The organism is Flavobacterium soyae (genome assembly GCF_021245985.1).
GTDB classification, from domain to species: domain Bacteria; phylum Bacteroidota; class Bacteroidia; order Flavobacteriales; family Flavobacteriaceae; genus Flavobacterium; species Flavobacterium soyae.
In genome coordinates this window covers 304,800-329,817 of the sequence record NZ_JAJQXA010000002.1, presented here as the reverse complement: position 1 = coordinate 329,817, position 25,018 = coordinate 304,800, and the positions used below count along the sequence as shown (strand labels likewise).

At 30.1% G+C, this 25,018-nt stretch carries 9 protein-coding genes; 8 read left to right on the top strand and 1 reads right to left on the bottom strand.

Annotated features, from left to right (window positions below; genetic code table 11):
• The first annotated feature begins 1,001 nt into the window (after positions 1 to 1,001).
• Positions 1,002 to 2,696, top strand: a complete 1,695-nt coding sequence (locus LUU93_RS03745) for a T9SS type A sorting domain-containing protein (RefSeq protein WP_232678444.1) — start codon at positions 1,002 to 1,004, stop codon at positions 2,694 to 2,696.
• 1,494 nt (positions 2,697 to 4,190) lie between these two features.
• Here LUU93_RS03745 and LUU93_RS03740 read toward each other — a convergent pair.
• A complete protein-coding gene (locus LUU93_RS03740) occupies positions 4,191 to 4,868 on the bottom strand; it encodes a response regulator (protein ID WP_232678442.1) in 678 nt (225 codons plus the stop codon).
• Between the two features lie 530 nt (positions 4,869 to 5,398).
• Here LUU93_RS03740 and LUU93_RS03735 point away from each other — a divergent pair.
• The 7 genes from LUU93_RS03735 (at position 5,399) to LUU93_RS03705 (ending at position 25,016) form a co-directional block, all read left to right on the top strand.
• Complete coding sequence (locus LUU93_RS03735; protein ID WP_232678440.1) at positions 5,399 to 6,448, top strand: TauD/TfdA family dioxygenase; 1,050 nt, start codon at positions 5,399 to 5,401, stop codon at positions 6,446 to 6,448.
• Between the two features lie 200 nt (positions 6,449 to 6,648).
• Positions 6,649 to 12,942, top strand: coding sequence for a non-ribosomal peptide synthetase (locus LUU93_RS03730; RefSeq protein WP_232678438.1), 6,294 nt, complete (start codon positions 6,649 to 6,651; stop codon positions 12,940 to 12,942).
• 168 nt (positions 12,943 to 13,110) lie between these two features.
• The gene (locus LUU93_RS03725; RefSeq protein WP_232678436.1) at positions 13,111 to 14,823 is read left to right on the top strand and encodes a carbamoyltransferase N-terminal domain-containing protein; all 1,713 of its coding nucleotides are present in this window, start codon (positions 13,111 to 13,113) and stop codon (positions 14,821 to 14,823) included.
• A gap of 158 nt (positions 14,824 to 14,981) precedes the next feature.
• A complete protein-coding gene (locus LUU93_RS03720; RefSeq protein ID WP_232678434.1) occupies positions 14,982 to 18,911 on the top strand; it encodes a non-ribosomal peptide synthetase in 3,930 nt (1,309 codons plus the stop codon).
• A 12-nt stretch (positions 18,912 to 18,923) separates the two neighbouring features.
• Positions 18,924 to 19,961 (top strand): serine hydrolase domain-containing protein, encoded by a 1,038-nt coding sequence (locus tag LUU93_RS03715; protein WP_232678432.1) that lies wholly within the window; start codon positions 18,924 to 18,926, stop codon positions 19,959 to 19,961.
• 18 nt (positions 19,962 to 19,979) lie between these two features.
• Positions 19,980 to 23,402: a non-ribosomal peptide synthetase gene (locus LUU93_RS03710; RefSeq protein WP_232678430.1), complete on the top strand. Its 3,423-nt coding sequence runs from the start codon at positions 19,980 to 19,982 to the stop codon at positions 23,400 to 23,402.
• 9 nt (positions 23,403 to 23,411) lie between these two features.
• Positions 23,412 to 25,016 carry an MBL fold metallo-hydrolase gene (locus LUU93_RS03705; protein ID WP_232678428.1) on the top strand — a complete coding sequence of 535 codons (1,605 nt, stop codon included), beginning with the start codon at positions 23,412 to 23,414 and terminating at the stop codon, positions 25,014 to 25,016.
• The last annotated feature ends 2 nt before the right edge of the window (positions 25,017 to 25,018 follow it).

The window sequence follows — 25,018 nt, the reverse complement described above, 5'->3', positions numbered from 1 at the left end:
TTCTTTGCAAAATAAGAAGCACTGTCCATCTGTGTTGTCGGGCCGCCTGTTTTATAAAGATAATATTCCCGATATAAATAATAATGGCTCAACTTTAATAAAATATTCACGCGGCTTGTATCCGAATTAGAATTGCGGAGTTGTGATATTAATGTTAACTGCCTATCCCACATTTTTTGAGAAAATGAGAATGAGGGTATAATTAGCATAATAATTGCGATCGTAATACAGAAATTGTTCTTAGCAGGCATAATAGATTTTTCATTCTTAGCAAAAATTATTACTATTGTACATCTGTTACAGAATGCTCCACGGACAAGATAAGATATCCTTTTTTTTGAATTAAATTTAAATATATATTTTTAATTCTAATCGAATTTAATAAAATTACGAATAGTTTATCCTTTCAACAACAGCAGATTATAATTCTCCTAAATAAAAATATGATATATCATCATTGGGAATTCTGTAACTTAAATTATTGTTAAGATAAAAATAAAGATTTTCTTTTAAGTCTAGTGTCTTGAGCATTTTATGGGCGGTTTATATCCTGTAGAATTTAACTTAACCAGATTGGGAAACTATATTCATTTTTAGAAGTAAAAACGGGTTAAATAGTGTCTTAAAAGCATAAAAAAAACGCTAAATTATAAAATTTAATGTTTTTTTAAGAGTGACCTTTGCCTAACAATTTGCAAACTTATACCAGAGAAAAACAGGTTTTAATGATGAATGAATCGATTGATAACACAGCAACTATTTTGGATACTCTGGATGTCATTAAAAAAATAGCCACTGAATGAATCATCAATGAATGTATAAATAAATTAGGCTGTAATCTAAAGCAAAAATTGCTTGAAGTATAACTTTACCGTTGTTTGAAAAAACAACAGCAAAGTTGATCCGGGTACTTTTATTTTAATCTTTAATTAATACATTTGGTTTACCAAATCTATAACCAAACGTCAACCCAAATGACGTTGCTAAAAAGAAAAAAGAAAATGAATAGAAAAACAATAATTTTAATATTTTGCGTTTTGTCTAATTTTTGTTTCGGACAAACCAATTATTATGTTGCAGCAACTGGTAATAATACCAATTCCGGTTCTCTTGCTTCACCTTGGAAAACAATACAATACGGATTGAATCAATTGCCGGCTAATGGAATTTTAAACGTTTTTCCGGGAACTTATTTAGAAAAGATTACGATTTCGAAAAGTAATATAACCTTAAAAAATTATTCGACAACACTTCCTGTTATTGATGCAGCAGGAATAACAACTCAGAATGCTATTATCGCTATCAATAATAAAAGCAATGTAATTATTGATGGGATTGAACTGCAAAACAATATTCAAAATACGGCTCAGGGAATTTTAGTTGAAGGAAGTGGGGATAATATTATAATTAAAAACTGTAAAATACATGATATTCATTTTTCATCTAATGTAAATGCCGCTGTAAACGAAAACGTAAATGCACAAGGAATTATAGTATTTGGAACTAATGGTACAACAGCAATTACCAACTTAAAAATACAAAATAATGAATTGTATAATTGCAGGTTAGGTTACAGCGAAGGAATTGCGGTAAATGGAAATGTCAACGGGTTTGAAGTCACTAATAATAATGTTCATAATCTTACCAACATTGGTATAGATATTATTGGTCACGAAGGCACTTGCCCAACTCCTGCAAACGATCAGGCAAGAAACGGACTTGTTAAAAACAATATTGCCCATGATTGTATTGCAGCGTATTCAACATCCGGAGGGATTTATATAGACGGTGGGAAAAACATAATAGTTGAAAACAATACCTCGTATCATAATGGTTACGGAATAGAGGTTGGCTGCGAAAAAATAGGTCAGACTACCGATGGAATTATTATTAGAAATAATGTTTTTTATGACAATCAAATTTGTGCTGCAGCAATGGGTGGATTTGATTATCCGTCTGGTTCAGGAAAAGTTATCAATTCTTCTTTTAGAAATAATACCTGTTATTTTAATGATTACAGCAATTCTGGAAACGGAGAATTATATCTTTCTTACAGTGAAAACAGTAGTATCGAAAATAATATTTTTTATACCCAGACTCAAAATATTTTGGCTTATGCAGAATTAACGCAGCCAAATTTAAATTTCAATTATAATACATTTTACTGTCAGGCAGGTACAACAAAAATGATAGCAGACTGGAACGGAACACAATATACAGGATTTGCTTCTTTTTTAACAGGAACAAAAACAAATACAAACTCGATATTTGCAAATCCTCAATTGACGAACGCTAGTATTACAAATCCTGATTTTCATCTTTTGACAACTTCTCCTAGTAAAAATGCAGGAAATCCCGCTTATTTTGCCGCCAGTACCGAAACAGATTATTATAATGAATTAAGAATTGAAGGAGGAAGAATTGATTGTGGAGCAGATGAGCTTGGAACTACTTTAGGAATTGATAAATTGGAAGTTTCTAAATTCAATATTTATCCAAATCCGGTAACAAATTTTATCAATATTGATTCTGAAATAAAGGTTGATAAATACCAAATTTTTAGTATTAACGGACAAAAACTCATGGAAGGATTTGAAATAAATGAAATTAATATTTCGGGATTGAATTCAGGATTCTATTTTATTAAGTTTGAAATTGATAATAAGAGTTATGTGTCTAAAATAATTAAAAAATAAAAGATTATTTTAATCTCAAACTCTTGGAAGTAGGGAACAGTATTCAGGTACGCTTCATAAGATAGAACACTTTCAAAGTGAACTTGCCAAAGGTTATAAAAATAGCAACAGCATTAATGCTGTTGCTATTTTTTATCTATTAATTAGTTAGTGCTACATAAGTTGTCGTTTGATCTCACAGGTATTGATTTTAAAACAGGAGATCTTGCTTTAGATAGATGAAAAGGAAGCTAAAATTATTTTGGAATTACTATATTTAGTATCAAAAAATTATGATAAACCAAGAGAAAAAAAATCCTATATCCTTAACAGGACTTCGAACCATCGTTCAGCTTTGATTAAATCTGTAATAAAGCCACTTTAAGACTGTTTATTCGAGATTCCTTATGAGAAAAATCGAATCGTAAAAATCATGCTGTTAAAGCTTGATAGATAAGACTTTATGGGTAAGAAAAGAGACAACTATTTGCTAGTTGTCTCCTTAAGTGACGTTACTGAACAATTACAAACCATTTTATGAATGATTTAAAGAAATTGGCTTATTTTAAATGAATTTGTAAGATAATTATTTTTAAAAAGCGGTTTGTATGTATCGTAGGGGGTTAAAAGCTAGAGTGCCGCGATTTTGCCACGCTAATTAAAGCTGTCATCTTATTAAAGATGGTTTGTTTATAAGTTACTGTTTGTTAGTGTTTTATATTGACTTTATGGTGCTTTGTTTTTGTCAAAAATACAAAGGTAATTTATGCTTTGCTAAAAAAAACTGCTTTTTTATTAATTATTAGTTTTTTTACTTCATAGCTTTATAGGGTTTATACTTAACAATTTTATTTTAATTTACAAAAATAGATACTCTTTTGATTGTATAGACAGTGAGCGTCAAAAAAAAGCCGTTATAACTTTTTTATCAAAACTGCCTTAGCTTTTTGTGGCAAATTTGGAGGCAACTTGAGAAATTGTATCATTTTTTTTTACTTTGCTTACAAGGTAAAAGTAAGGCATTTTTATTATGCAAAAACTAAATTGAACTCATCTAAAAGTCTTGTCTTCCTATTAATAGCTATACACATCAGGAAAATCTTTTTTAAATTCAGATAACATTTCTTCTCTAGTTTGCTTTCTTGGAAAACCACTTTTTTCTCTCTTATCTATTTTAGCTCTCACATATGCATAGTATTATCCCTATAAACAAGCTTATTTAATCAGATAGTTAATAGCTTCATTTTTACTACTAAACCCTTCAGTATTAACCTGATTTTTTAGCCAATCTTTATTAGGAACTGTCAATGATATACTTTGTCGTGTCATAAATAAAAAAAGTTTAAGTTTGGTGTAAAAAAAACACCAAAAGTTTGAGATACAAAAAGATTAATTCAAAAACTTGAATGAAAAAGCGTTTTAAGTTTTTGTGGCAAAAAAGGTATCAATTCCTAGCTGTTCATCAATGATAAATAGCACAATATTTTGTGTGATAAATTAAGAGAGCAGTCCCAATTACTGTAACAATCCTAATTTTTTAGCTTTTTCAATTAGATCTTTATCACTGCCTTTTCCCTTTAAAAGTTGATCTTTTATATTGGCTTTTCTTTTTTCTATTGCACTCATTGAAAGAGGAATATACTTAGGAAGATTGACCGTTTTAACTCCCTGATATATTAAGGTTAAAATTTGATTGTCATGTTTATCCCAATTTATATTTTTTTTAAATAGATTTCTTTGAGATTGTATTATGGTATTACTTAGATATATATCTCCTTCAAGAATTTTTTTGCAAATGATTGGGAATAATTCAAAGTTAATATCGCTTTTTGAAATGAACCCTTCCGGTTTTATTTCTTTAATGATTTTATCTACCGTTAAAGGATCACTATGCATTGTAAGGAGTACAATTTTACAATTGACAAATTTTTTTCTAATAAATATAGCTATATCAATCCCATTATTAATATTAAACTCTTTAAAAGGAGGAAGACTAATATCTAATAAAGCAAAATCAATATTTATGTTTTGTATTTGCTGCAGTTTTATCTTATTATATGCATCCTCACAATTATAACTTTTTATAAAACTTGGCTGTATTTTTTGAAAATCTACGTCAGAGAGTAGATTAATATAACTATCAACTGTCATGGGGTGATCATCAACGATCAAAATCTTAAGGGGAATCTTCATTTTTTTTAAATAGGGCATCAAAGTTAATTAAATATTACGGATTTACCGTACAATTGAAGTAAATCTATACTGTTTTTTTTACTTAATGATACTGGTATAAATTTTACGAAAGGCAAATTATGTATTGTAGACTTTTGCTTCCTTATTTTTATTAACTTATTTGTTTTCTAATGATGATGGTTTAATGACCTGTCGTTTTTTAACTTACACATTTAATGACACACTCTCTATAATCTAAAATTTTCTTTAAGATTATCTCTTACTTCTTTAATAAATGATTATTACTATTAATTGCTGATTGTTAATGGTTTTTATCTTCAGAATTGCAATTCCGTAATTTTTACACTTAAAAGCCGTAATTTTTAGCTGCATGTTGCAGCTATTTTCGTGAATTAAAAATAAACAAATTTAAAGCTACAAAATAAGATTTTTTATTTTGTAGCTTTTGTAGTACAATATTGGTTTTTGTAAAAAAAGGCTCAGAATGCCTTTAGAAAATAAAAAATATGAAAGCGTAAATGAAATTTAGTATGGAAAAAAAATTTCAGGATATATTAAAATCAGAACAAAAAAAAATAAACCCTATTACAGATGTGCCTGAAGATTTAAATTTAGATATTATAAGGAATGACTATACGAAAATTAGATTGATCACTTCCAAAAATAAACAATTAGGTTTGAAAGAATGGATTCAAACTAATATAGACTTTGTCAATATGCTTTTTGAGAGAGACAGGATTTTGCTGTTTAAAGGTTTTTCTTGTTTAATCCCAAAAATAGATTTCTCGGAAATTGTTACTATTACTTCAAATGGCAAACCATTAAATTATAAGGAGCCCTCTACACCGAGAACTGAAGTAACTGATGAAATATATACTTCTACAGAATATCCGAAGGAACAAAAAATTGCCCAGCATAATGAGCATTCTTATTCTGATTTTTGGTCTAAAAAAGTATTTTTCTATTGCGAAAAACCTTCCGTATCAGGGGGACATACACCAATAACAGACAGCCGTTCGGTTTGTAAACTAATTCCTAAAGAAATTACAGAAAAATTTGAGTCCAAGGGCGGTGTTATGTACGTTAGGAATTTCAGCGATGAAATGGATATTAATTGGGAAGTTTTTTTTGATACATCAGTAAATAGCGAAGTAGAGGAATACTGTAAAAAAAAGAATATAAAATTACAGTGGAGGGAAGACAATAAACTTAAGATCTTTCAAATTTCTCAGGCTATACTAAATGACAAAAATGATAACGATAAAAATTGGTTTAATCAGACCCATTTATTTCACTACTCTAATTTAAACGAGGAAATCTCACAGTATTTAATTGAAAATTATGGACTAGAGAGTTTACCTAGAAATACGTATTACGCAGATGGTTCTGAAATTGAAGTAAAGGATTTAAATGAGATCCGGGAAGCTTATGAAAAAGCCATGTTTCGATTTGACTGGGAAGAGGGAAATTTTATTATGATTGATAATGTTCATTTTACACATGGGCGTGATTCTTATGAGGGAGATAGAAGCTTATTGGTTTCAATGTCCGAAGAAGATTCTATTGATAATTATTTGTAAAAAATCAATGAATGATCTAACAAACACTACAAAAAAATAATAGTACTATGTCTTTAGAAAAAAACAGTTATTACAGTTTATCGCCTCAACAAAATTTTATTCATTTTAATAGCTTAAAGAACGATAACCTACTAAACAGAATTGTACTTGAGATTAAAAATAGTAACATAAATAATTTCATTTTAAGCTTAACATCTATCATGAAGGATGAAATAATGCTTAAATTGGAGGTATCTATGTTAGATCAGGAAAATTCAGTCTGTATAAGACTTGACGAAAAGATAAGATTACTGATAAAACAAGAAACAGATGAATCTGTAAAAAATAAAGAAAATCAAAAAGATTTGCTTTCTGAGGATGTTAACCTAAAAGTAGCGATATTAAAGATAGATGAAAATGTATCAGAACTTATTTTAGAGTCTCCTGCTTTTTATTCGGACTTGTGGAGTTTATTGTTAATAGCCGATAAATCGATGCATTATGCTAATAATAATGTTGAAGAACAATTGTCTATTAATTATTTACAATTCGCAGAATGGAAAAATCAGTTGTTATTGTCTGATGACGGAGCAGAAAGTAAAAACTACTGGAGTGATAAAATTAAAAACAGTAAAAGGTTAAAAGTTAATTTTGAATCTTTTAATAAAAATACTGGTGTTTCACAAGTTTCTAAGATTATAAATAAAGAATTAATCTCGAAATTAGATACCAGTCATTTAGACAGAGAATTGTGTTTTTTATCAGCATGGTATTATACATTATCGCGTTTGTCTAGTGAAAAGGAGGAACACAGCACTTTAGGATATATTCATAACGGTAGAAGTTTTGAGCAGTTATATGGTAATTTGGGAGCATTTTCATTTAATATCCCCTTTAGGTTGCATTCGACTGAGGATAGTTTGTTAATTTCTGAATATTTGAAAAATGTTGAAAAAGAATTAAAGAGTATAAATACACATAAGGAATATTTATCAATTGATAAAGACTACTATGAGTATGCTTCTGATTTTTTATCTTATCAATTTGAATATATCGATCATAAGCTGTTTTGTAAATCCGGAGAACTTAAATTGGCAGCTGTATCAATTTACGACCAGCCTTTAAAACTTAGACTTCAGATACATAATTCTGACGATACTATTAAAATTGTTTTGTTTTTTGATGAAAATAAATTTCAGTCAGAAGAAGTAAAATACATATTGGATTTATGGGAAAGCTATTGTATTCAAATTACAGATAATCTTAATCAGGGACAGATAAATGATATTACTTATTATCAGCATGAAGAAATACCCGGAAATATAATTGATAATCAGGAATCTATATTAGATTTATTTGATTATCAGGTTAAAAATCATGGAGATGAATGTGCAATAGTAGCAGATTCTAATTCGTTAACTTATAATGAATTAGATGCCAGATCTACATTGTTAGCTATTTATTTGTCGGAAAAGGGAGTTGGAGATAATTCTAAAATTGGTGTTTTATGTGATCCCAATCATAATTTAATGATTTCAATGCTTTCTATTTTAAAACTAGGGGCAGCATTTATTCCAATTGACCCAAATGACAACAGCAGCAGAATAAATCACATTGTTTCAGACGCAGGGATAAAACATGTACTAAGCGTAGAGAAATTTAGCTATGTGTTTGAAAGTATTGAAAATAGTAATCCCATTTTTTTGGATACAATTGATACTAATGAATTAGGGAAATATGATTACAATCTTCCAAAAAGGTCTTCAGAAGACATAGGTTATATTATATACACATCTGGTACTACGGGAAAATCTAAGGGAGTTTGTATTAAAGACAGCTCATTGGTAAATTATGTAAAATGGCTGTGTGCTTATTTAGGAATTAACGAAACAGATGCTTCGATACTGTTATCGTCGTATGCTTTTGATCTTGGATATACCGCTATCTGGGGTACGATATTAACCGGCGGGACGCTGCATTTTGTTGACAGAGAGTTAATTTATCAAACAGATTCTATTATAAATTATATTGCAGCTAACGGAATTACTTATATTAAAACCACGCCTTCTTATTTTAATGTTTTAAATAATTCCTACAATGTTTCCAAAATTGAAGGTTCTAAACTTAGATTAGTCCTTTTGGGTGGAGAAAAAATAAATACAAAGGATATTATTTCATTTAATGCTAATAATTCTGGAATTCAGTTTATCAATCATTACGGACCAACTGAAACAACTATTGGCTGTATAGCCCATAAAATTGATACAAAAAATATAGCGCAATATAAGGCAAGACCAGTAATAGGAAAACCTATTACAAACAATTTGTGTCTAATTTTGGATAAAAAAGGCAGGGAAGTCGAGTTTGGTGTAATTGGAGAACTACACATTGGCGGATCAGGATTAGCACATGGTTATCTTAATAAGTTAGATTTAACTTCTACAAAATTCGTTGAGTACCATACACACGGCAGAATTTATGCAACCGGAGATTTAGGAATTAAATTTTTAAATGGCGATATATTATTTTTAGGTAGAAATGATAATCAGATAAAAATAAGAGGATATAGAGTTGAACTGGATGAAATAAAAGATGTTTTAGAAAGCATCCAAGAGATTGATCAGGCTGTTGTTGTAACAAGTAATGTAAATAAGGATGTAGAAATTATTGCTTATGTAATTTCTAAAGATTCCATAGATGAAATTTTTATAAAAGAATCTCTCAATAATTACTTACCGGACTATATGATTCCTTCAACTGTTATTCAGTTGGATAAAATCCCTATTACAGCCAATAATAAAATTGACTATAAAAATTTACCATTAAAAGCTGCAAAAGAAAATAAACAATATGACTGCAATCCTACAGAAGAAAAAATAATCTCTTTTTGGAAAGAAATACTGCAAACAGAAGAAATAAATCTGCACGATAATTTTTTTGCTTTAGGAGGACACAGCCTAAAAGGAATCCAATTTTTGAACAGGGTTCATAAAGAATTTAATATACGATTAAGCTTAAAGGAAATATATGAATTTCCAACTCCTAAGGAATTTTCGTCACTGTTAAATATAGAAAATGAAAGTTTTTTTGATGAAATAGAGTTAATCGCCATTCAGGAAAATTATGCGGTTTCCAACGCTCAAAAAAGATTTTGGCTGGCATCGCAAAGAAGAGAAACCAAAAATCTATACAATGTACCATTGAGATTTAAAATAAATGGAAATGTTAATGTGGATGCACTTGCAAAGTCTTTCCTAAAAATGATTGAACGCCATGAAACACTTAGAACTTTGTTTAAGTTCAAAAATGGTGAATTAAGGCAGTATGTTTTACCTGTTGAACAATTAAATTTTTCAATAGGGTTATTAAAAAATGTTGAAAATATTGATAGTGTAATTCTTGACGAAAATTCAACATCTTTTAATTTAGAAAACGAAATTGCCATTAGGGTAAAACTTATTGAAATCAATGCTCACGAGCATATATTATTATTGACCCTGCATCATATAATTAGTGATGAGTGGTCAAGAACAATTATTAATCGTGAAATACCTGTTTTTTACAATTCTATTATAAAAAATGAAAAAATCAATCTTCCTTTATTAAAAGTACAATATAAAGATTTTGTGTATTGGCATGAAAAAAACTGTAAAAAGCAAGAACAGTTCTGGCAGAATTTCTTTGTTTCAAAAATAGAGCCTCTTAATTTTCCATTAGACTTTCCAAGACTCAAAAAAATGACCTACGATGGTAATAGTGTTCAGACTATCATAAGTGGAAAAAAAATTAGCAATCTCAAGAAAAATTTAGAGTTATACAATATCAATGTAAACGACTATTTTATTGGTATTTACGGCTTATTAATTCACTTGTATGCTAAACAAGATGAGTTTATCATCGGAACAATTGTTTCGGGAAGAAATCATGTTGATTTAGAACAGCTTATAGGTGTATTTATTAATTATCTGCCCCTGAAAATTAACGTTAATAAGAATTATACCTTAAAACAATATTTAGCCGAACTGCATAAGGATGTTCTGCAGGTTTATGAAAATCAAGAGTACCCTTTTGATTTAATGATTGAAAAATTTAATGAGCAGACAGATTATTCCAGAAACTCGATTTTTGATACTATGATTGTATTTCATAATGAAGAAGATCAGGATTTAAAAGTGATGTTGTCAGATAATACAGAAATCACAAAATACATTGATACAACAGAGAGAGACTCTTCTAAATTAGATTTTAAATTAGATGTCACTATCGGAAAAGAGGAAATTACGATTCAATTAGAATATAATTCTAACCTTTTCAGAAGTGATTCGATGGAAAATGTACTGAATAATTTTGAGTCTATGATTGTAAATTCAGTAGCAGATTTAAATAATCCAATTAAAAATTTAGAAAAAAAACAACTTGTAAATACTCAACAATCGATACAAATACTTTCTTCCTTTGTGAGTAATCCTCTAAATGATCATTTAGATTTTTGGTTTAAGGAATTCAGGATCAATCATAATATTTCTTTTTTTGATTACAATCAGGTTTTACAGGGATTGAATGAAATTCATCATTCTTCAGGAAATAATGATTTAGTTGTTGTATTTAACCGTTTTGAGGATTATATAGATCAAAATAATACTAATTCTTTACCCTTAGTATATAATAAATTAGAGGAATCATTGATAAAAATTGCTAAAGAGAGAACAATATTGCTATTTATTCTTCCTATAGCCCATGATCAATACAATGAAGATGCAAATGAACAAATAATTATCTATTACAATAAATTGGCCAACATATCTAAAGGAATAGAGAATGTAACTCTGATCAATTTATTGAATTTTTCTGAAATTTTCCCTTGGGTACCAATTTTTGATTATTACAGAAATAAAAATGCAAACATTCCTTATAAAGAAGAATTTTATTATTCAATTTCATCTTATATAACGCGTGTAATTCTTAATAAATCGACAATTCTGTCAAAAGTTATTGCTCTAGACTGTGATAATACTTTATGGGCAGGTGTTTGTGGAGAAGATAGTATAGAAGACATCAAAATAACAGCAGGGCATCAATATCTACAGGAATTCATCATAAAAAAGCATGAGGAAGGATTTTTAATAGTGCTTTTGAGTAAAAATAATGAAGAAGATGTTTGGAATATTTTTCAAAATCATCCTGATATGCTCCTCAAACAAACCCATATTATTTCTTCCCGAATTAACTGGAATGAGAAGCATCTCAATATAAAGGAAATCGCCACTGAATTGAATTTATCTTTAAACAATTTCATTTTTATTGATGATAATGTGATGGAGTGCCATAATATGATCGTAGGAAATCCTGAAGTGCTGACATTACAACTTCCTGAAAATGATTTGCATATTGCTGGTTTTTTAAACAGTATTATTTCTTTGGACAAGTTTGATATTACATCAGAGGATAAACTGAGAAACGAAATGTATCTCTCAGAAAAAGAAAGAAACAAATATGTAGAAGAAAGCAAGGATCAAAATATTGATTTTTTATCAAAATTAAATCTGCAGTTGTACTTTAATGAAATTGATAACAATAGTCTGAAAAGAATGGTTCAGCTTTCTAAAAGAACCAATCAGTTCAATATGAATGGGGTAATTCTGGAGGATTCTGATTTGCATAACATGACGGCTCGAGGATATAAAGGATATTCTGTCACTTTAAAAGATTTATTTGGTGATTATGGTATCGTAGGCTGCGTTATTTTAAAAGAAGATCAGGGAGATTTGACCATTACAAATTTCTTTTTAAGCTGTAGGGTTTTAGGAAAAGGTGTTGAATATGAAATCTTATCTATAATAAAGGATTTGTATTTTGAGAAATCTAAAAATGTAAAATTCTTATTTAAAGAGACTGGCAAAAATACGGCATTCAAAAAGTTTTTGGACACGCTTAATCTTCTGGAAAATTACAATTTTAATATGGAATTGCAGCATTGGGAAAGAAAAAATACAGCTATAAATGTATCTGTAAATCAGCCTTACGAAAGTCCGGCTGCTTTGTTAAATAATGATTTGAAAGTTGAAGATTATAATGTAAAAAAATCTGAAACCCTCAATGAGGATGTTATTGGGTGGATTTGGGATGATAACGTAATAAGAAACCATAATTCTGATCAGCATTCTAATATCTATAAAATATTAAGATTATTAGATTATACAAAATTCAATAAATCAACTCTTATTTCAGTAGGATCTGCAAATTCAATTGAGACTATTTTATGGAACATTTTTTCAGAAGTCTTAAATACAAACAAGATAGGTCTTGATGATGATTTCTTTGATTTGGGAGGTAACTCTTTAAAGGCGACCCATGTACTTTCCAGAATGTATTATAACCACAAGTTAGAAGTTAGTCTGAACGATTTCTTTGATAATAGTTCTATAGAAAAACTGTCAGGTTTTATAGTAAACAATGGATCTGGAGCAATCAATGAAGAGAACGAATCAAATGAAATTCAGGAAATGATTTTATAGTTTGACAATAAGTTGTCATCTCATGAAAAACTTTCTCGTTTTGAAAGAAATTCTCTCTTTCTGAAGGTTAAATGAATTTTGGATCATTCACAATAAAAATTAAGATCAATACAGAATCGAATCCTAATCAATAAATATTAAACTAAATAATAAGGTAAAAAATAAACAATGAAGATACTAGGAATAAAATCAAGTCATGACGGAGCACTTGCATTAATTGATAATGGAAAATTAATTTTTTCGTATGAAATGGAAAAATTAAATAACAATTTTAGGTTAGCCGATTTTAACCTGACATTTGAAGAAGTTGAATCTATATTAAATAAATATAGCTACAGTTTTGCTACATTAGACAAGATTGCTATTGATGGATGGAGAAATGATAAGCAGGAAGTATTAAAGTCAGAGCAGGAAGATGAGGTGACAATTTTAAAAGATCTTGAATTGTCAAAGGATTTCTTTATTGATTTAAAATTATCAAAATATGGAGTTTTATTATCAGAAACAGATGATGTTTTAAAATCTCATGATGCCAAAATTGATGCCTTAAATTTATCTTATACGAGTTATATGCATGTTTCAGGACATATTTTTGGTGCTTACTGCACAAGTCCATATGCAAAAAACAATGAAAACTCATATGTATTATCATGGGACGGAGGAATGGTTCCTCAACTATTTTATTATGAGGCAAAGGAAAAAAAGACAGTAAACTGTGGACCTGTTTTTTTAATGTTTGGCGGTGTTTACCCAGAATTTGCGTATGAATTTAGCCCATTTAGCGAAAACAAAAAAGATTACGCTATTTCTGGGAAATTGATGGCATATATCGCACTTGGAAATAAAAATGAAGAATTATTGCAGCATTTTTTCAGAATCTATAATGAATTGGAAGCAGAGATAAAAGGTGTAGTAAATATTAAAAATGTCAATTGGATTACACAACAATTCATTAGTCAATCTAAACAATTATGTGATTCAATCGGATTAAGTAATGAAGATGTACTATGTACGTTTCATATTTTTCTTGAAAACCTTTTAATCGAAAGATTAAAAATTATAATAGATAAACTACCTTATTCAAGATCAAATTTTTGTTTTGTAGGAGGATGCGCTTTAAGCATAAAATGGAACAGTAAATTACGTAATGCGGGGATTTTTGATACCATGTGGGTGCCGCCTTTTCCTAATGATTCAGGAAGTGCAATTGGAGTTGCGTGCTGTGCCATGCTAGATAAAACGGATACAGCCGTTTTGGATTGGAATGTTTATAGTGGTCCCGGAATTATTGAAAATATTGAGGAAAGTGATACGTATTTAACCAAGCCATTTTCTATTAAAGAACTTGCCACTTTATTGCACGAAAAAGACGAACCTGTTGTTGTTCTTAATGGCCGTGCAGAGCTTGGTCCAAGATCATTAGGAAACAGAAGTATTATTTCGCCTGCCACAAACATTAAAATGAAAAGTTTGCTTAATAAAGTAAAAGGAAGAGAATTTTACAGACCTGTAGCACCAATTTGTTTAGAAAATGATGCTCCGGAAGTATTTTTTCCAGGAAATCCGGATCCATTTATGCTTTTTGAACATACAGTAAGAAAAGAATGGGATAATAAAGTTCCGGCTATTGTTCATCTTGACGGAAGCGCCAGGCTTCAAACTGTTAATGAGAATGAGAATGATGTAATTTATGAATTACTGTCACACTATAAGGACGTAAGCGGAATTCCATTACTGTGCAATACCAGTGCAAACTTTAGAGGTAAAGGATTTTTCCCTGATTTAAAGAGTGTAATGGAATGGGAAACTGTCAATTATTTCTGGTGTAATCACAAACTTTACGAGAGAAAACAAAAAATTGATTTATACGAGACTTTGTAAAACATTTTAAAGATTCGTTCAACGGGACTTAAATAAAGAAAAGCAAATATTTGTAATAGCTTTTAGGTCATTGATAGTAAGTTGGTTAAGTGTGTAATGCTAATTACGATTAACAAAAAGTAAAGTTTAAATAATAATAAAAAAATATTTAATTTCTCATGAAAGATTTATATTCCATTGATAAAAATCTTAAACAAGATAGAAAAGAAGAACTGATATCTTTCTTAGGCAAAGAAAGATATCAAGCTTCTGAGCAGTATTGGCTGAATCAGTTCAAAGGAGAAATTCCAATATTAGATTTACCCAGTTTTAAGACTCGTCCCTTAATTCCAACCTTTAAAGGAGAATCAGTTACTCATAGTTTTTCAAAAGATTTTCTTGAAAAAATAAAGAAATTTTCGCAAGAGCAACAAACTAACTTGTTTACAAGCTTAATGGCGGCAGTAAATGTTTTGCTTTATAAATATACAAAACTGGACGACATTATAACCGGAACCATTATAGCAGGACAGGATCATTTTAATATAGAAAATCTGTCTGATAGTTACACGAATACACTTGCAATCCGAACTCAGATTGATAAGGAAAGTAAATTTCTGGAATTTTTACAATTTCAGAAAAAAGTTTTATCGAATGCGCTGGAACATCAGCAATATCCTTTTGATGAATTAATAGATCAATTGAATAAAGATGTTAGTCTTTCTGGGCTTTTTAATGTATTAGTTGTTTTAAATCATAAAGAACTACTAAAAGAAGATGGAATAAACCATCCTAAATGGACGGAACCTGACTTTAAAAACCATATCCCGGATATTTCTTTTAGTTTCATTGAATCTGAAAAACTAGACTTGGTAATTGAGTACAATGCTGTTATTTATGAAAATGAAATTATCAGTAGAATATTTTGTCATTTTGAAAAAATTATGACTAGTGTTATTGTTAATCCTGCTATTGCAATAAAAGAAATAGAATGTATAACGGCAGAGGAAAAATACGAATTACTGTCCTTCAATATTAGTGTAAATGAAGAAAAGCAAAATCACACAATTCTTGACTTTTTCAGAGAACAGGTACGCAGTAATCCGGATAATATAGCAGTAGTTTCTGACGGAATAAGTTTGAGCTACAAAGAATTAGATGAAAAGTCAAATCAATTAGCCCATTATTTGATAAAGGAGGGAGTAGAAAAAAATCCCAATATATTGCTGTGTTTTAATACTAATATGGATAAATCCGTAATAGGAATATTAGGTATAATGAAATCTGGCGGGATATATATTCCGCTTGATTCTGATATTCCTGAGGATAGAATATCATATATTATACAGGATACAAAAGCTAGTTTCGTAATAAGCAGTCAAATTGATTCAGCGGTTTTTGCCAATAAAGGTGTTGAGATAATAAATTTAGATGACAAAAATGGAGATTGGAATCAAATGCAGCTTACAGCAACTTCTAATAGTGTAAATCCTGCTGATCTGGCTTATATTATTTATACTTCTGGGACGACAGGTAATCCTAAAGGTGTTATGATCAGCCATGAAAATTTATCTGATTATTTTATTGGATTGAACAATAAGATCAGCATTGGAAAAAACAAAGTTAATTGTCTCATGTCAACCCTGGCTACAGATTTAGGAAATACAGTATTGTATAGCTCGTTAATCTACGGAAATACACTACATCTGTTTTCTAAAGAAGAATTGAGGGATTCCTTATACATACACAATTACTTTGCAAAACATGAGATCGATTGTATTAAAATAGTTTCTACTTACTGGAAATCATTAGAGGTTGATAATAACTTACTGCTGCCTAACAGTATGATCATTTTTGGAGGAGAAGAACTTTCGAACAGCATCATAAATAAAATAAAAAAGGTAAAACCGTCAATACGTATTATCAATCATTATGGACCAACAGAGGCCACAATAGGAAAATTACTGCATGAAGTAAAAGATAATTTGACAGGAAAAAATGTGCCTATTGGTAAACCTTTTTCAAACACGAAGATTTATGTAGTCGACGAAAATTTAAATTTATGCCCAAAGGGAATTTGGGGAGAACTTTTAATAGGAGGAAAAGGCATTTTTCGCGGTTATTTAAATCAGCCTTCTTTAACAAATGAAAAACGTATAAAAAATCCATTTCAGGACGACGAAGACCAATTATACAAGACAGGTGATTTAGTAAGAATGAACCTGAATGGAGAAATTGAATTTGGATCAAGATTTGACAATCAGGTAAAAATTCAGGGATACAGAGTTGAATTAAGTGAAATTGAGGCGACCATTATTCAACAAGATTATATCAAAGAATGTTGCGTTACGATTATTGATAATTTAAACTTAGATAAAATACTGGTTGTATATATAATTACAAAAGAAGGCTATAATGAGCAGAGATTCAAGGAGAATCTAAAGAAAAACCTTCCGATGCATATGATGCCGTCTATTGTTGTAGAGATCGATAGTATACCTATGACATCAAATGGTAAAGTAGATAGAAAGAAGTTGCCAAATGTAAATTTGCAAAAAGCGACCTCTGAATTTATCAGTCCTGAAAATGAGATACAAACAAGAATTATTGCGATACTCGAAGAAATTTTTAATAGAAAATCCATATCTGTAAATGATAATTTCTTTGAATTAGGAGGAGATTCTATAAAATCAATTCAGGTGGTTTCAAGATTGAGCCAGAGCGGATATTTGCTTAGTCTGGGTGAAATTATAAAGAATCCTGTAATAAAAGATTTTTCAGAAAAGGTAAAATTAAAAAAGGCAGTCCAGAACAAGGAGGATATTTTTTCCGGAGATGTACCACTTTCACCAATTCAGAAATTATTTTTTGAAAAAAAGAAAGGGGATTACAATCATTACAATCAATCTATTGTTTTAGATGCTCAGGAAATACAGGAAGAAATTATGAAAAAAGCTGTTCATGAGCTAATTCAATATCACGATACCTTACGGATTAAGTTTAAAAAAAATGAGAATCACTGGACACAGTATTATGGAGATTTTGATAATATGTATCGTTTTTCAACTAATTTTTATGAGAATGAAAACGATTTTACTGAAAAAAGCAAAGCACTGAGCAAACAGTTCAATATTGAGAAGGGGCCATTAATACAAGTTTGTTTGTTGAAAAACGAAAAGAAGGATAAACTTTTATTTATTGTGCATCATTTATTAGTTGACGGTGTTTCGTTCAGGATTCTTGCAGAAGATTTGTCTAATTTGTATCATAAAATTTTATATGATACCCATTTCCAAATGCCACAAAAAGGCAGTTCTCTAAAAGAATGGCAAGGAAAACTTATAGAATATTCAAATAAATTTAGCCTGATAGGCGAGAGTGTTTATTGGCAAAATATCAACAAAAAGCCTTTCGATACTTTACAAATTAATTCTGGTGCTGCCAATACAATAAGCGAAAGAGAAAAATATTTCGTAACTCTTGATGAGGATAAAACACAAGATTTAATCACTAAATGTTATAAAAAACATCAGACAGAAATTAATGAAATACTAATCACAGCTCTTGTTCTGGCGGTAAATGAAAGATTTGGATTCCATAAAATTTTATTGAATTTAGAAGGACACGGAAGAGAAAATATAGGTTATGATTTAGATATTTCAAGAACCATAGGCTGGTTTACCTCAATGTTTCCAGTCCATATTGACTTAAAAGAAAATAATAAGGATGTTATAGAAACTTTGCTTGACATTAAAAATAATCTTAACACCATTCCAAACAAAGGTATTGGATATGGAATATTGAAATATTTAAAAAATGAAGATTTAAATGTTGAGCCGGAAATTACATTTAATTATTTAGGGGATTTTGCGTCAAGTATCAGAAACAATTTAAATAACAGTCTTTTTAGCGGGGTAGAATTTGTTTATCAGGATGCTTCTGAAAAAAGCCAATGCAACGACATTCTTAATTTCACCGGAATCATAAACGAAGGAAGGTTGATACTCTACATCAATTTCAACAAATTTCATTTTACAATTAAGGAAATTGAGATGTTATCTCAGTCGTATAAAAATCATTTGATAAATATAATAGAACAACTAGTCTAACAATAAAAAGATATGGCAGTTTTAAAAAAAAATACTTTGTTTCTTTTCATTTTTCTTTCTCTGATTTCATGTTCAAAGGCAATAAAAGAAAATAATGTGTACGAACATAAAATCGATTCTGTTTTTAACAGCAGTAATCAGGACAGAAAATTTAATGGTGTAATTCTTATTGCAGATAGTACTGAGGTTAAATATTGTAAAAGTTTTGGTTATTCAGATATTGAGAATAAAATACCAATGAAAAAAAATGATCAATTCATAATTCTCTCTATTAGTAAACAAATTACAGCTGTATTATTACTAAGATTGATCGAAAAAGGATCTATCACACTCGATGCCCCAATAAATAAATACTTAAGTGATTTAAACCCAAAATGGCCTTTAGACATTACAGTCAAGAACTTGCTTAACCACACATCTGGCATCGAAGATTTAAACGCACCATTAGCATTTAAACCTAATTCGTCTTTTAAATACAACAATGGGAATTATGTACTGCTAGGCAGAATAATTGAAAAAGTTTCCGGAAGACCATACAAGAATTTGTTTGCTGAACTGATGGAGGAATGTAAAATGAAAAATACAAAGTTTCCTGAAAAAGATTTTAAAAATTTTGTACATGGCTATAATTATGTAAATGGAACCCGAACTAAAATTGATAACGTAACATTCGACCCGTCTGAAGTTCCTGCCGGGGGAGTAATATCAAATGTCCAGGATTTATTAACATGGAACAATAACCTGTACGGCGGCAGATTAATTTCAAAAAAATCATTTCAGCAAATGATCACACCTTATTCTGAAACTAAACATTCTATTTTTGGAAATACACAGATGCATTATGGTTTTGCACTTTATCTAAATGATGAAAATAAAGAAGTGGGACATACGGGTTATTCTGATTCTAAGGGTTTTACAGTTTTAAACTTATATTATTTAAATACTAAAAAAAGTTTAATAACAATTGAAAATCAATCTTATGAGATTGATAAAATGCCTTTTTTATATGAAAAGGTACTGCGTGATCTGCTTGTTCAAAATAAAAAATAATTAATCATAATTCAAATAATGAATACTATACAAGATCTAATTTTAACCCTTAAAAATAAATCTATTGCCATCTCATTAGATAATTCTGAGGAAAACCTTAGACTTACCGGAAATGTTACTAATGTTACAGCAAGTGATAAACAATTAATATTGAGTAATAAACAAGAATTAATTGTATTTTTAAAGCAAGAATTAGTTGAGGGAAAAAAAAGCCCCAACAAAGATATTCATTTTGATGATATAAGTAAATCAAGTGGTTACTCTATTCCAAAAGCTGCGCCATCAGATTCGTATCCACTAACACCTTCTCAGGGCCGTTTGTGGATTATCAGTCAGTTTGAAAATGGTTCAGTGGCTTATAATATGTCTACTGCAATGTACATTGAAGGAGATTTTTATATGGATAAATTTGAGGAATCTTTTCAATATCTGATCCATCGTCATGAGATTCTTCGTACCTATTTTGTTGCAGATAATAAGGGAGAAGTGAGGCAGTATATCTTGTCAAAAAATAAAGTTGATTTTAAAATAGATTTCAAAGATTATTCAGATTCTGCCATTCAGAAACAAGAAGCAGATTCCTATTTAGAACTAAAAAACAATGAACCTTTCAATCTGGAGAAAGCCCTATTGTTAAGAGTTTCAGTAATAAAATTAGCAGAGAAAAAACACATTCTTTCACTTTGCATGCATCATATTATAGGCGATGGATGGTCGATGCAAATACTGATGTTGGAGGTAATACAATTTTACAAGAACCTCATTCAGGGAAAAACAATACAAGTGCCTGAATTGTCTATTCAATATAAAGATTATGCAGCATGGCTTGCCGCCGGATTTAAAAACGAGAAATATCAAAGTGCAGAGCAATATTGGTTAAATCAATTTTCTAATACTATTCCTGTATTAAATTTATCGGGATTTAAACCACGTCCGTTAGTTCAGACTTATAATGGGGATACTTTTACCCATCGATTTTCTGAAACATTTTTAGAAAGTTTAAAGACATTTTCCAAAGAAAAAAAATCGACTTTATTCATGACCTTGCTTGCAGCGATTAATATCGTACTGCACAAACATACAGGCCAGGATGACATTATAATAGGTACTCCAATCGCGGGAAGGGAACATCCTGATCTGGAAAAACAAATAGGATTGTATCTTAATACATTGGCTGTTAGGACACCATTGAACAAGGAAAGTAAATTTCTGGATTTTCTGGAACTGCAAAAAACAATATTGTTAGATGCTTATAAATATCAGCAGTATCCCTTTGACGAGTTAGTAGGAAAGTTAAATTTAAAAAGAAATGCCGGTCGTTCTCCATTATTTGATGTGATGGTAATATTGCAAAATCAAAATCAATCTTTTCAGAATCAGGATCACATTTCTGCTGATTTGAAAATTAGTAAATACGAGAATAACAGGAAGACTTCACAGTTAGAAATGACATTTGCATTTGTTGAACAAGGCGCAAATGGCTTATTGTTAAACCTGAACTACAACAGTGACCTATACGATCATGAAATTGCAAAAAGAATAACAGGGCATTTTGAACAGGTACTCACTCAGGTTATGATCGATCAAAATGTATTGTTAAAGGATATAATATGCATAACCGAAAATGAAAAAGCAGCCTTATCCCAATTTAACGCTACTGAGAAAGAATATGCAAAAGATAAAACAGTTATAGATTTATTTCGTCAGCAAGCAGTACAAGTTCCAGAGAATATTGCTGTAAAAGATGATTTTAAAAGTTATAGTTACAAAGAGTTAGATTCTAAATCAGATCAAATTGCGCATTATATTGCTGCAAATTATGGTACCAATAATGAGCCTATTGGGGTTTGCATTAAAAGATCTGTAGAGCTTATACCTTTATTGCTTGGTATTTTTAAAGCGGGCAAATCCTATATTCCAATAGATCCAAATTTACCCGAAAACAGAATAAAATACATTGCAGAAAACAGTGGCATAAAAATTATTTTTGCAAATGAGTTACATGATGACGCTAACGGGATTCAATGGATAAATTATGATGACTTTGATACAGAGCAGGTCACTATTGCAGCCTATAATACAAAAGTAAAACCAGAAGACACTGCTTACATCATTTACACTTCCGGCTCAACCGGTAATCCAAAGGGTGTAGAAATTGGACATAATTCATTGTTTAATTTTCTTTTAAGTATGAAAGAAAAAATGAATGTGACAGCTCAGGATTTATTTTTTTCAGTGACTACATATTCATTTGATATTTCGATTCTGGAATTTTTTCTACCATTAATTTCCGGTGCGGAGGTATATATTGCGGGTCAGATATTGTTTTCTGATCAAAAAGAATTATCGAATAAAATTGAAACATTAAAACCAACATTTATTCAAGCAACACCAAGTTTTTATCTATTATTGTTTGATGCCGGATGGAAAGGCGATAAAACGATTAAAACTCTTTGCGGTGGTGACGTATTAAGTGAAAAACTGGCAGAGAAATTACTTTTGAGTACAAAAGAAGTCTGGAATATGTATGGACCTACAGAAACTACTATTTGGTCCAGTACAAAAAAAATAGAAGCACCCTCAGATGCCTTAAATATTGGAACTCCTATTCATAATACAAAATTCTACATTCTGGATGATGCAATGAATATGGTGCCAATAGGTATTGCCGGACATATTTTTATAGGGGGCGATGGTTTGGCAAAAGGCTATTATAATAATTCCGATTTGACCAGCGAAAAATTTATTACTAATCCTTTTAAGAAAAACGAACGCATATATAATACTGGTGATCTGGGACGCTGGCTGCCCGATGGAAATATAAGTTTTTTAGGAAGAGGAGACAATCAGGTAAAAATAAGAGGACACAGGATTGAGCCAGCAGAAATTGAAATGGCATTATTGCAATATTCAGAAAATCTGCTTCAGGTGGTAATAGATGCTAAAGAAATTAATGAGGATAAAGTACTGGTGGCATATCTTATTACAGATAAAAAAGTAGATAAATCAGAAATCAGAAACTATATGCAAGGGAAATTACCAGAATATATGCTTCCCAATTATTATATAGAGCTGGACATTTTGCCGCTTACAGCAAATGGAAAAGTAGATCGTAAAGCCTTGCCCGAAGTATCAGCGGCGGATTTTATTAAAAAAGAATATAAAGCCCCCACAAATGATATTGAAGAAAAATTAACTGAGATATGGCAGGAAATTTTAAGGGTTGAAAAAATAGGAATTACAGATGATTTTTTTGAATTGGGAGGACATAGTCTCATTGTCATGAGGTTAAAAAGTGTAATCGAGAGTCATTTTTTAATTAAAATAACAACAGTTGATGTCTTTAATAATCCTACCATTCAAGGAATATCACTGTTAATTAAGGAATTAAAATTTATCAATAAAAATAATAATGTTCGAAAGTCAAGAACAACAATTTAATACAATAGTATGGAGAAATTAGTTTATTTAAAGCCTAACGTAGTAATTGAACCTTTAATTGAAAGGTGGTTTGCATGGGCACATTTAGTATCGCCTTCAACTGCAGCAATGAATATTACAGGCAGACATTTGGAAATAATGAATTCCTATATAGAATCTCCGGAACTCCATAAAGAAATGGTCAATAATCCCAAAATGCTTGGCGGACCTTTTATGGATTATTCTGAAAACAGAACTGAAGACATTAAAAAATTAATGGAATCTACTTTAATAAACCAGAGAGATTCTATCAGCCTTTCATTAGCCATTAGAAAACTAGTTAAAATGCTGAAAAAAGAAGCAAAAGGACAATCTCTTGAAGGACTTTATGAGTTTGTACCTGAGATTTTAAAAGGGTATGTTGAACTTATATATGATTTAAATGGTAATCCATCATTTAGATTTTTTGAAAATCTTTTATATAAAAGCAAATTTTATAATAAAAACAGCCAAAGTATTGCCTTATGGGTTACCAATAATGATTCTCGTCCCTTCTGTTTGAGTACACCAAAATTAAATGAAGACGATGTGCTGCATTTAGACATGCCGTTTGATCATAAATTTATCGACGAATTAAGTAAAATGCGTCGAAATCCGCAGGAATATGATTTTATACGAGGCTTTTTAGGAGATTTAAATCAAGATGAAGAAGTTTTATTTCAATCTTTTTTTACAGAAGAAACATCAGTTCCCTATGTTAAATATACTGGAGATAAAATCAGAATGAGATATTTTGGTCATGCCTGTATTTTAATAGAAACAAAAGATGTAAGTATATTAGTCGATCCATTAATCAGCTATTATGGCTATTTATCAAGTGTTGAACATTTTTCTGATTATGATTTACCAGATTCTATTGATTATGTTTTAATTACGCATAATCATCAAGATCATGTTTTATTTGAAACACTTTTACCTTTAAGGCATAAAATCAAAAATTTAGTCGTGCCGCGAAGCGGTGGCGGACATCTTCAGGATCCTTCTGTAAAATTGATGTTTAATAATATTGGTTTTAAAAACGTTATTGAAATTGAAGACTTTGAGACTGTAGAGTTTTTAGATTGTAAAATTACAGGAGTACCTTTTACAGGAGAGCATAGTGATTTAGATATAAAAGCAAAATTGTGTTTTCATATAGAAATTTCCAATTTTTCCCTGCTTTTTGTTGCCGATTCCAGGGTTTTAGAAAAAAAAGTATATGAACATACACGGCCCATAATAGGCAATATTGATGTACTGCTGCTGGGAATGGAATGTGATGGAGCTCCATTGACCTGGCTTTATGGTCCTTTACTTGTAGACGAACTGCAAAAAGATCACGATCAGTCAAGAAGACTTGCCGGCTGTGATTTTGACCGTGGAATGACTCTGGTAGATATATTTAAACCAGAAGAAGTTTATGTATATGCAATGGGACAAGAACCATGGTGTGAATTTATTAGCAGTATTAAATATACGGACGAATCGAATCCTATAGTTCAATCTAATTTATTAATAGAGGAGTGTCTTTCCAGAGGATTAGTCGCTGAGAGATTGTTTGGAGAGAAAGAAATACTTTACAATAAAAAAAAATAAGA

What these genes read in the sequence shown, in the direction of transcription:
- LUU93_RS03725 (WP_232678436.1), top strand. Translation starts at nt 13,111, where the DNA reads ATGAAGATACTAGGAATAAAATCAAGTCATGACGGAGCACTTGCATTA.
- LUU93_RS03710 (WP_232678430.1), top strand. Translation starts at nt 19,980, where the DNA reads ATGAATACTATACAAGATCTAATTTTAACCCTTAAAAATAAATCTATT.
- LUU93_RS03735 (WP_232678440.1), top strand. Translation starts at nt 5,399, where the DNA reads ATGGAAAAAAAATTTCAGGATATATTAAAATCAGAACAAAAAAAAATA.
- LUU93_RS03730 (WP_232678438.1), top strand. Translation starts at nt 6,649, where the DNA reads ATGAAGGATGAAATAATGCTTAAATTGGAGGTATCTATGTTAGATCAG.
- LUU93_RS03720 (WP_232678434.1), top strand. Translation starts at nt 14,982, where the DNA reads ATGAAAGATTTATATTCCATTGATAAAAATCTTAAACAAGATAGAAAA.
- LUU93_RS03740 (WP_232678442.1), bottom strand. Translation starts at nt 4,868, where the DNA reads ATGAAGATTCCCCTTAAGATTTTGATCGTTGATGATCACCCCATGACA.
- LUU93_RS03705 (WP_232678428.1), top strand. Translation starts at nt 23,412, where the DNA reads ATGGAGAAATTAGTTTATTTAAAGCCTAACGTAGTAATTGAACCTTTA.
- LUU93_RS03715 (WP_232678432.1), top strand. Translation starts at nt 18,924, where the DNA reads ATGGCAGTTTTAAAAAAAAATACTTTGTTTCTTTTCATTTTTCTTTCT.
- LUU93_RS03745 (WP_232678444.1), top strand. Translation starts at nt 1,002, where the DNA reads ATGAATAGAAAAACAATAATTTTAATATTTTGCGTTTTGTCTAATTTT.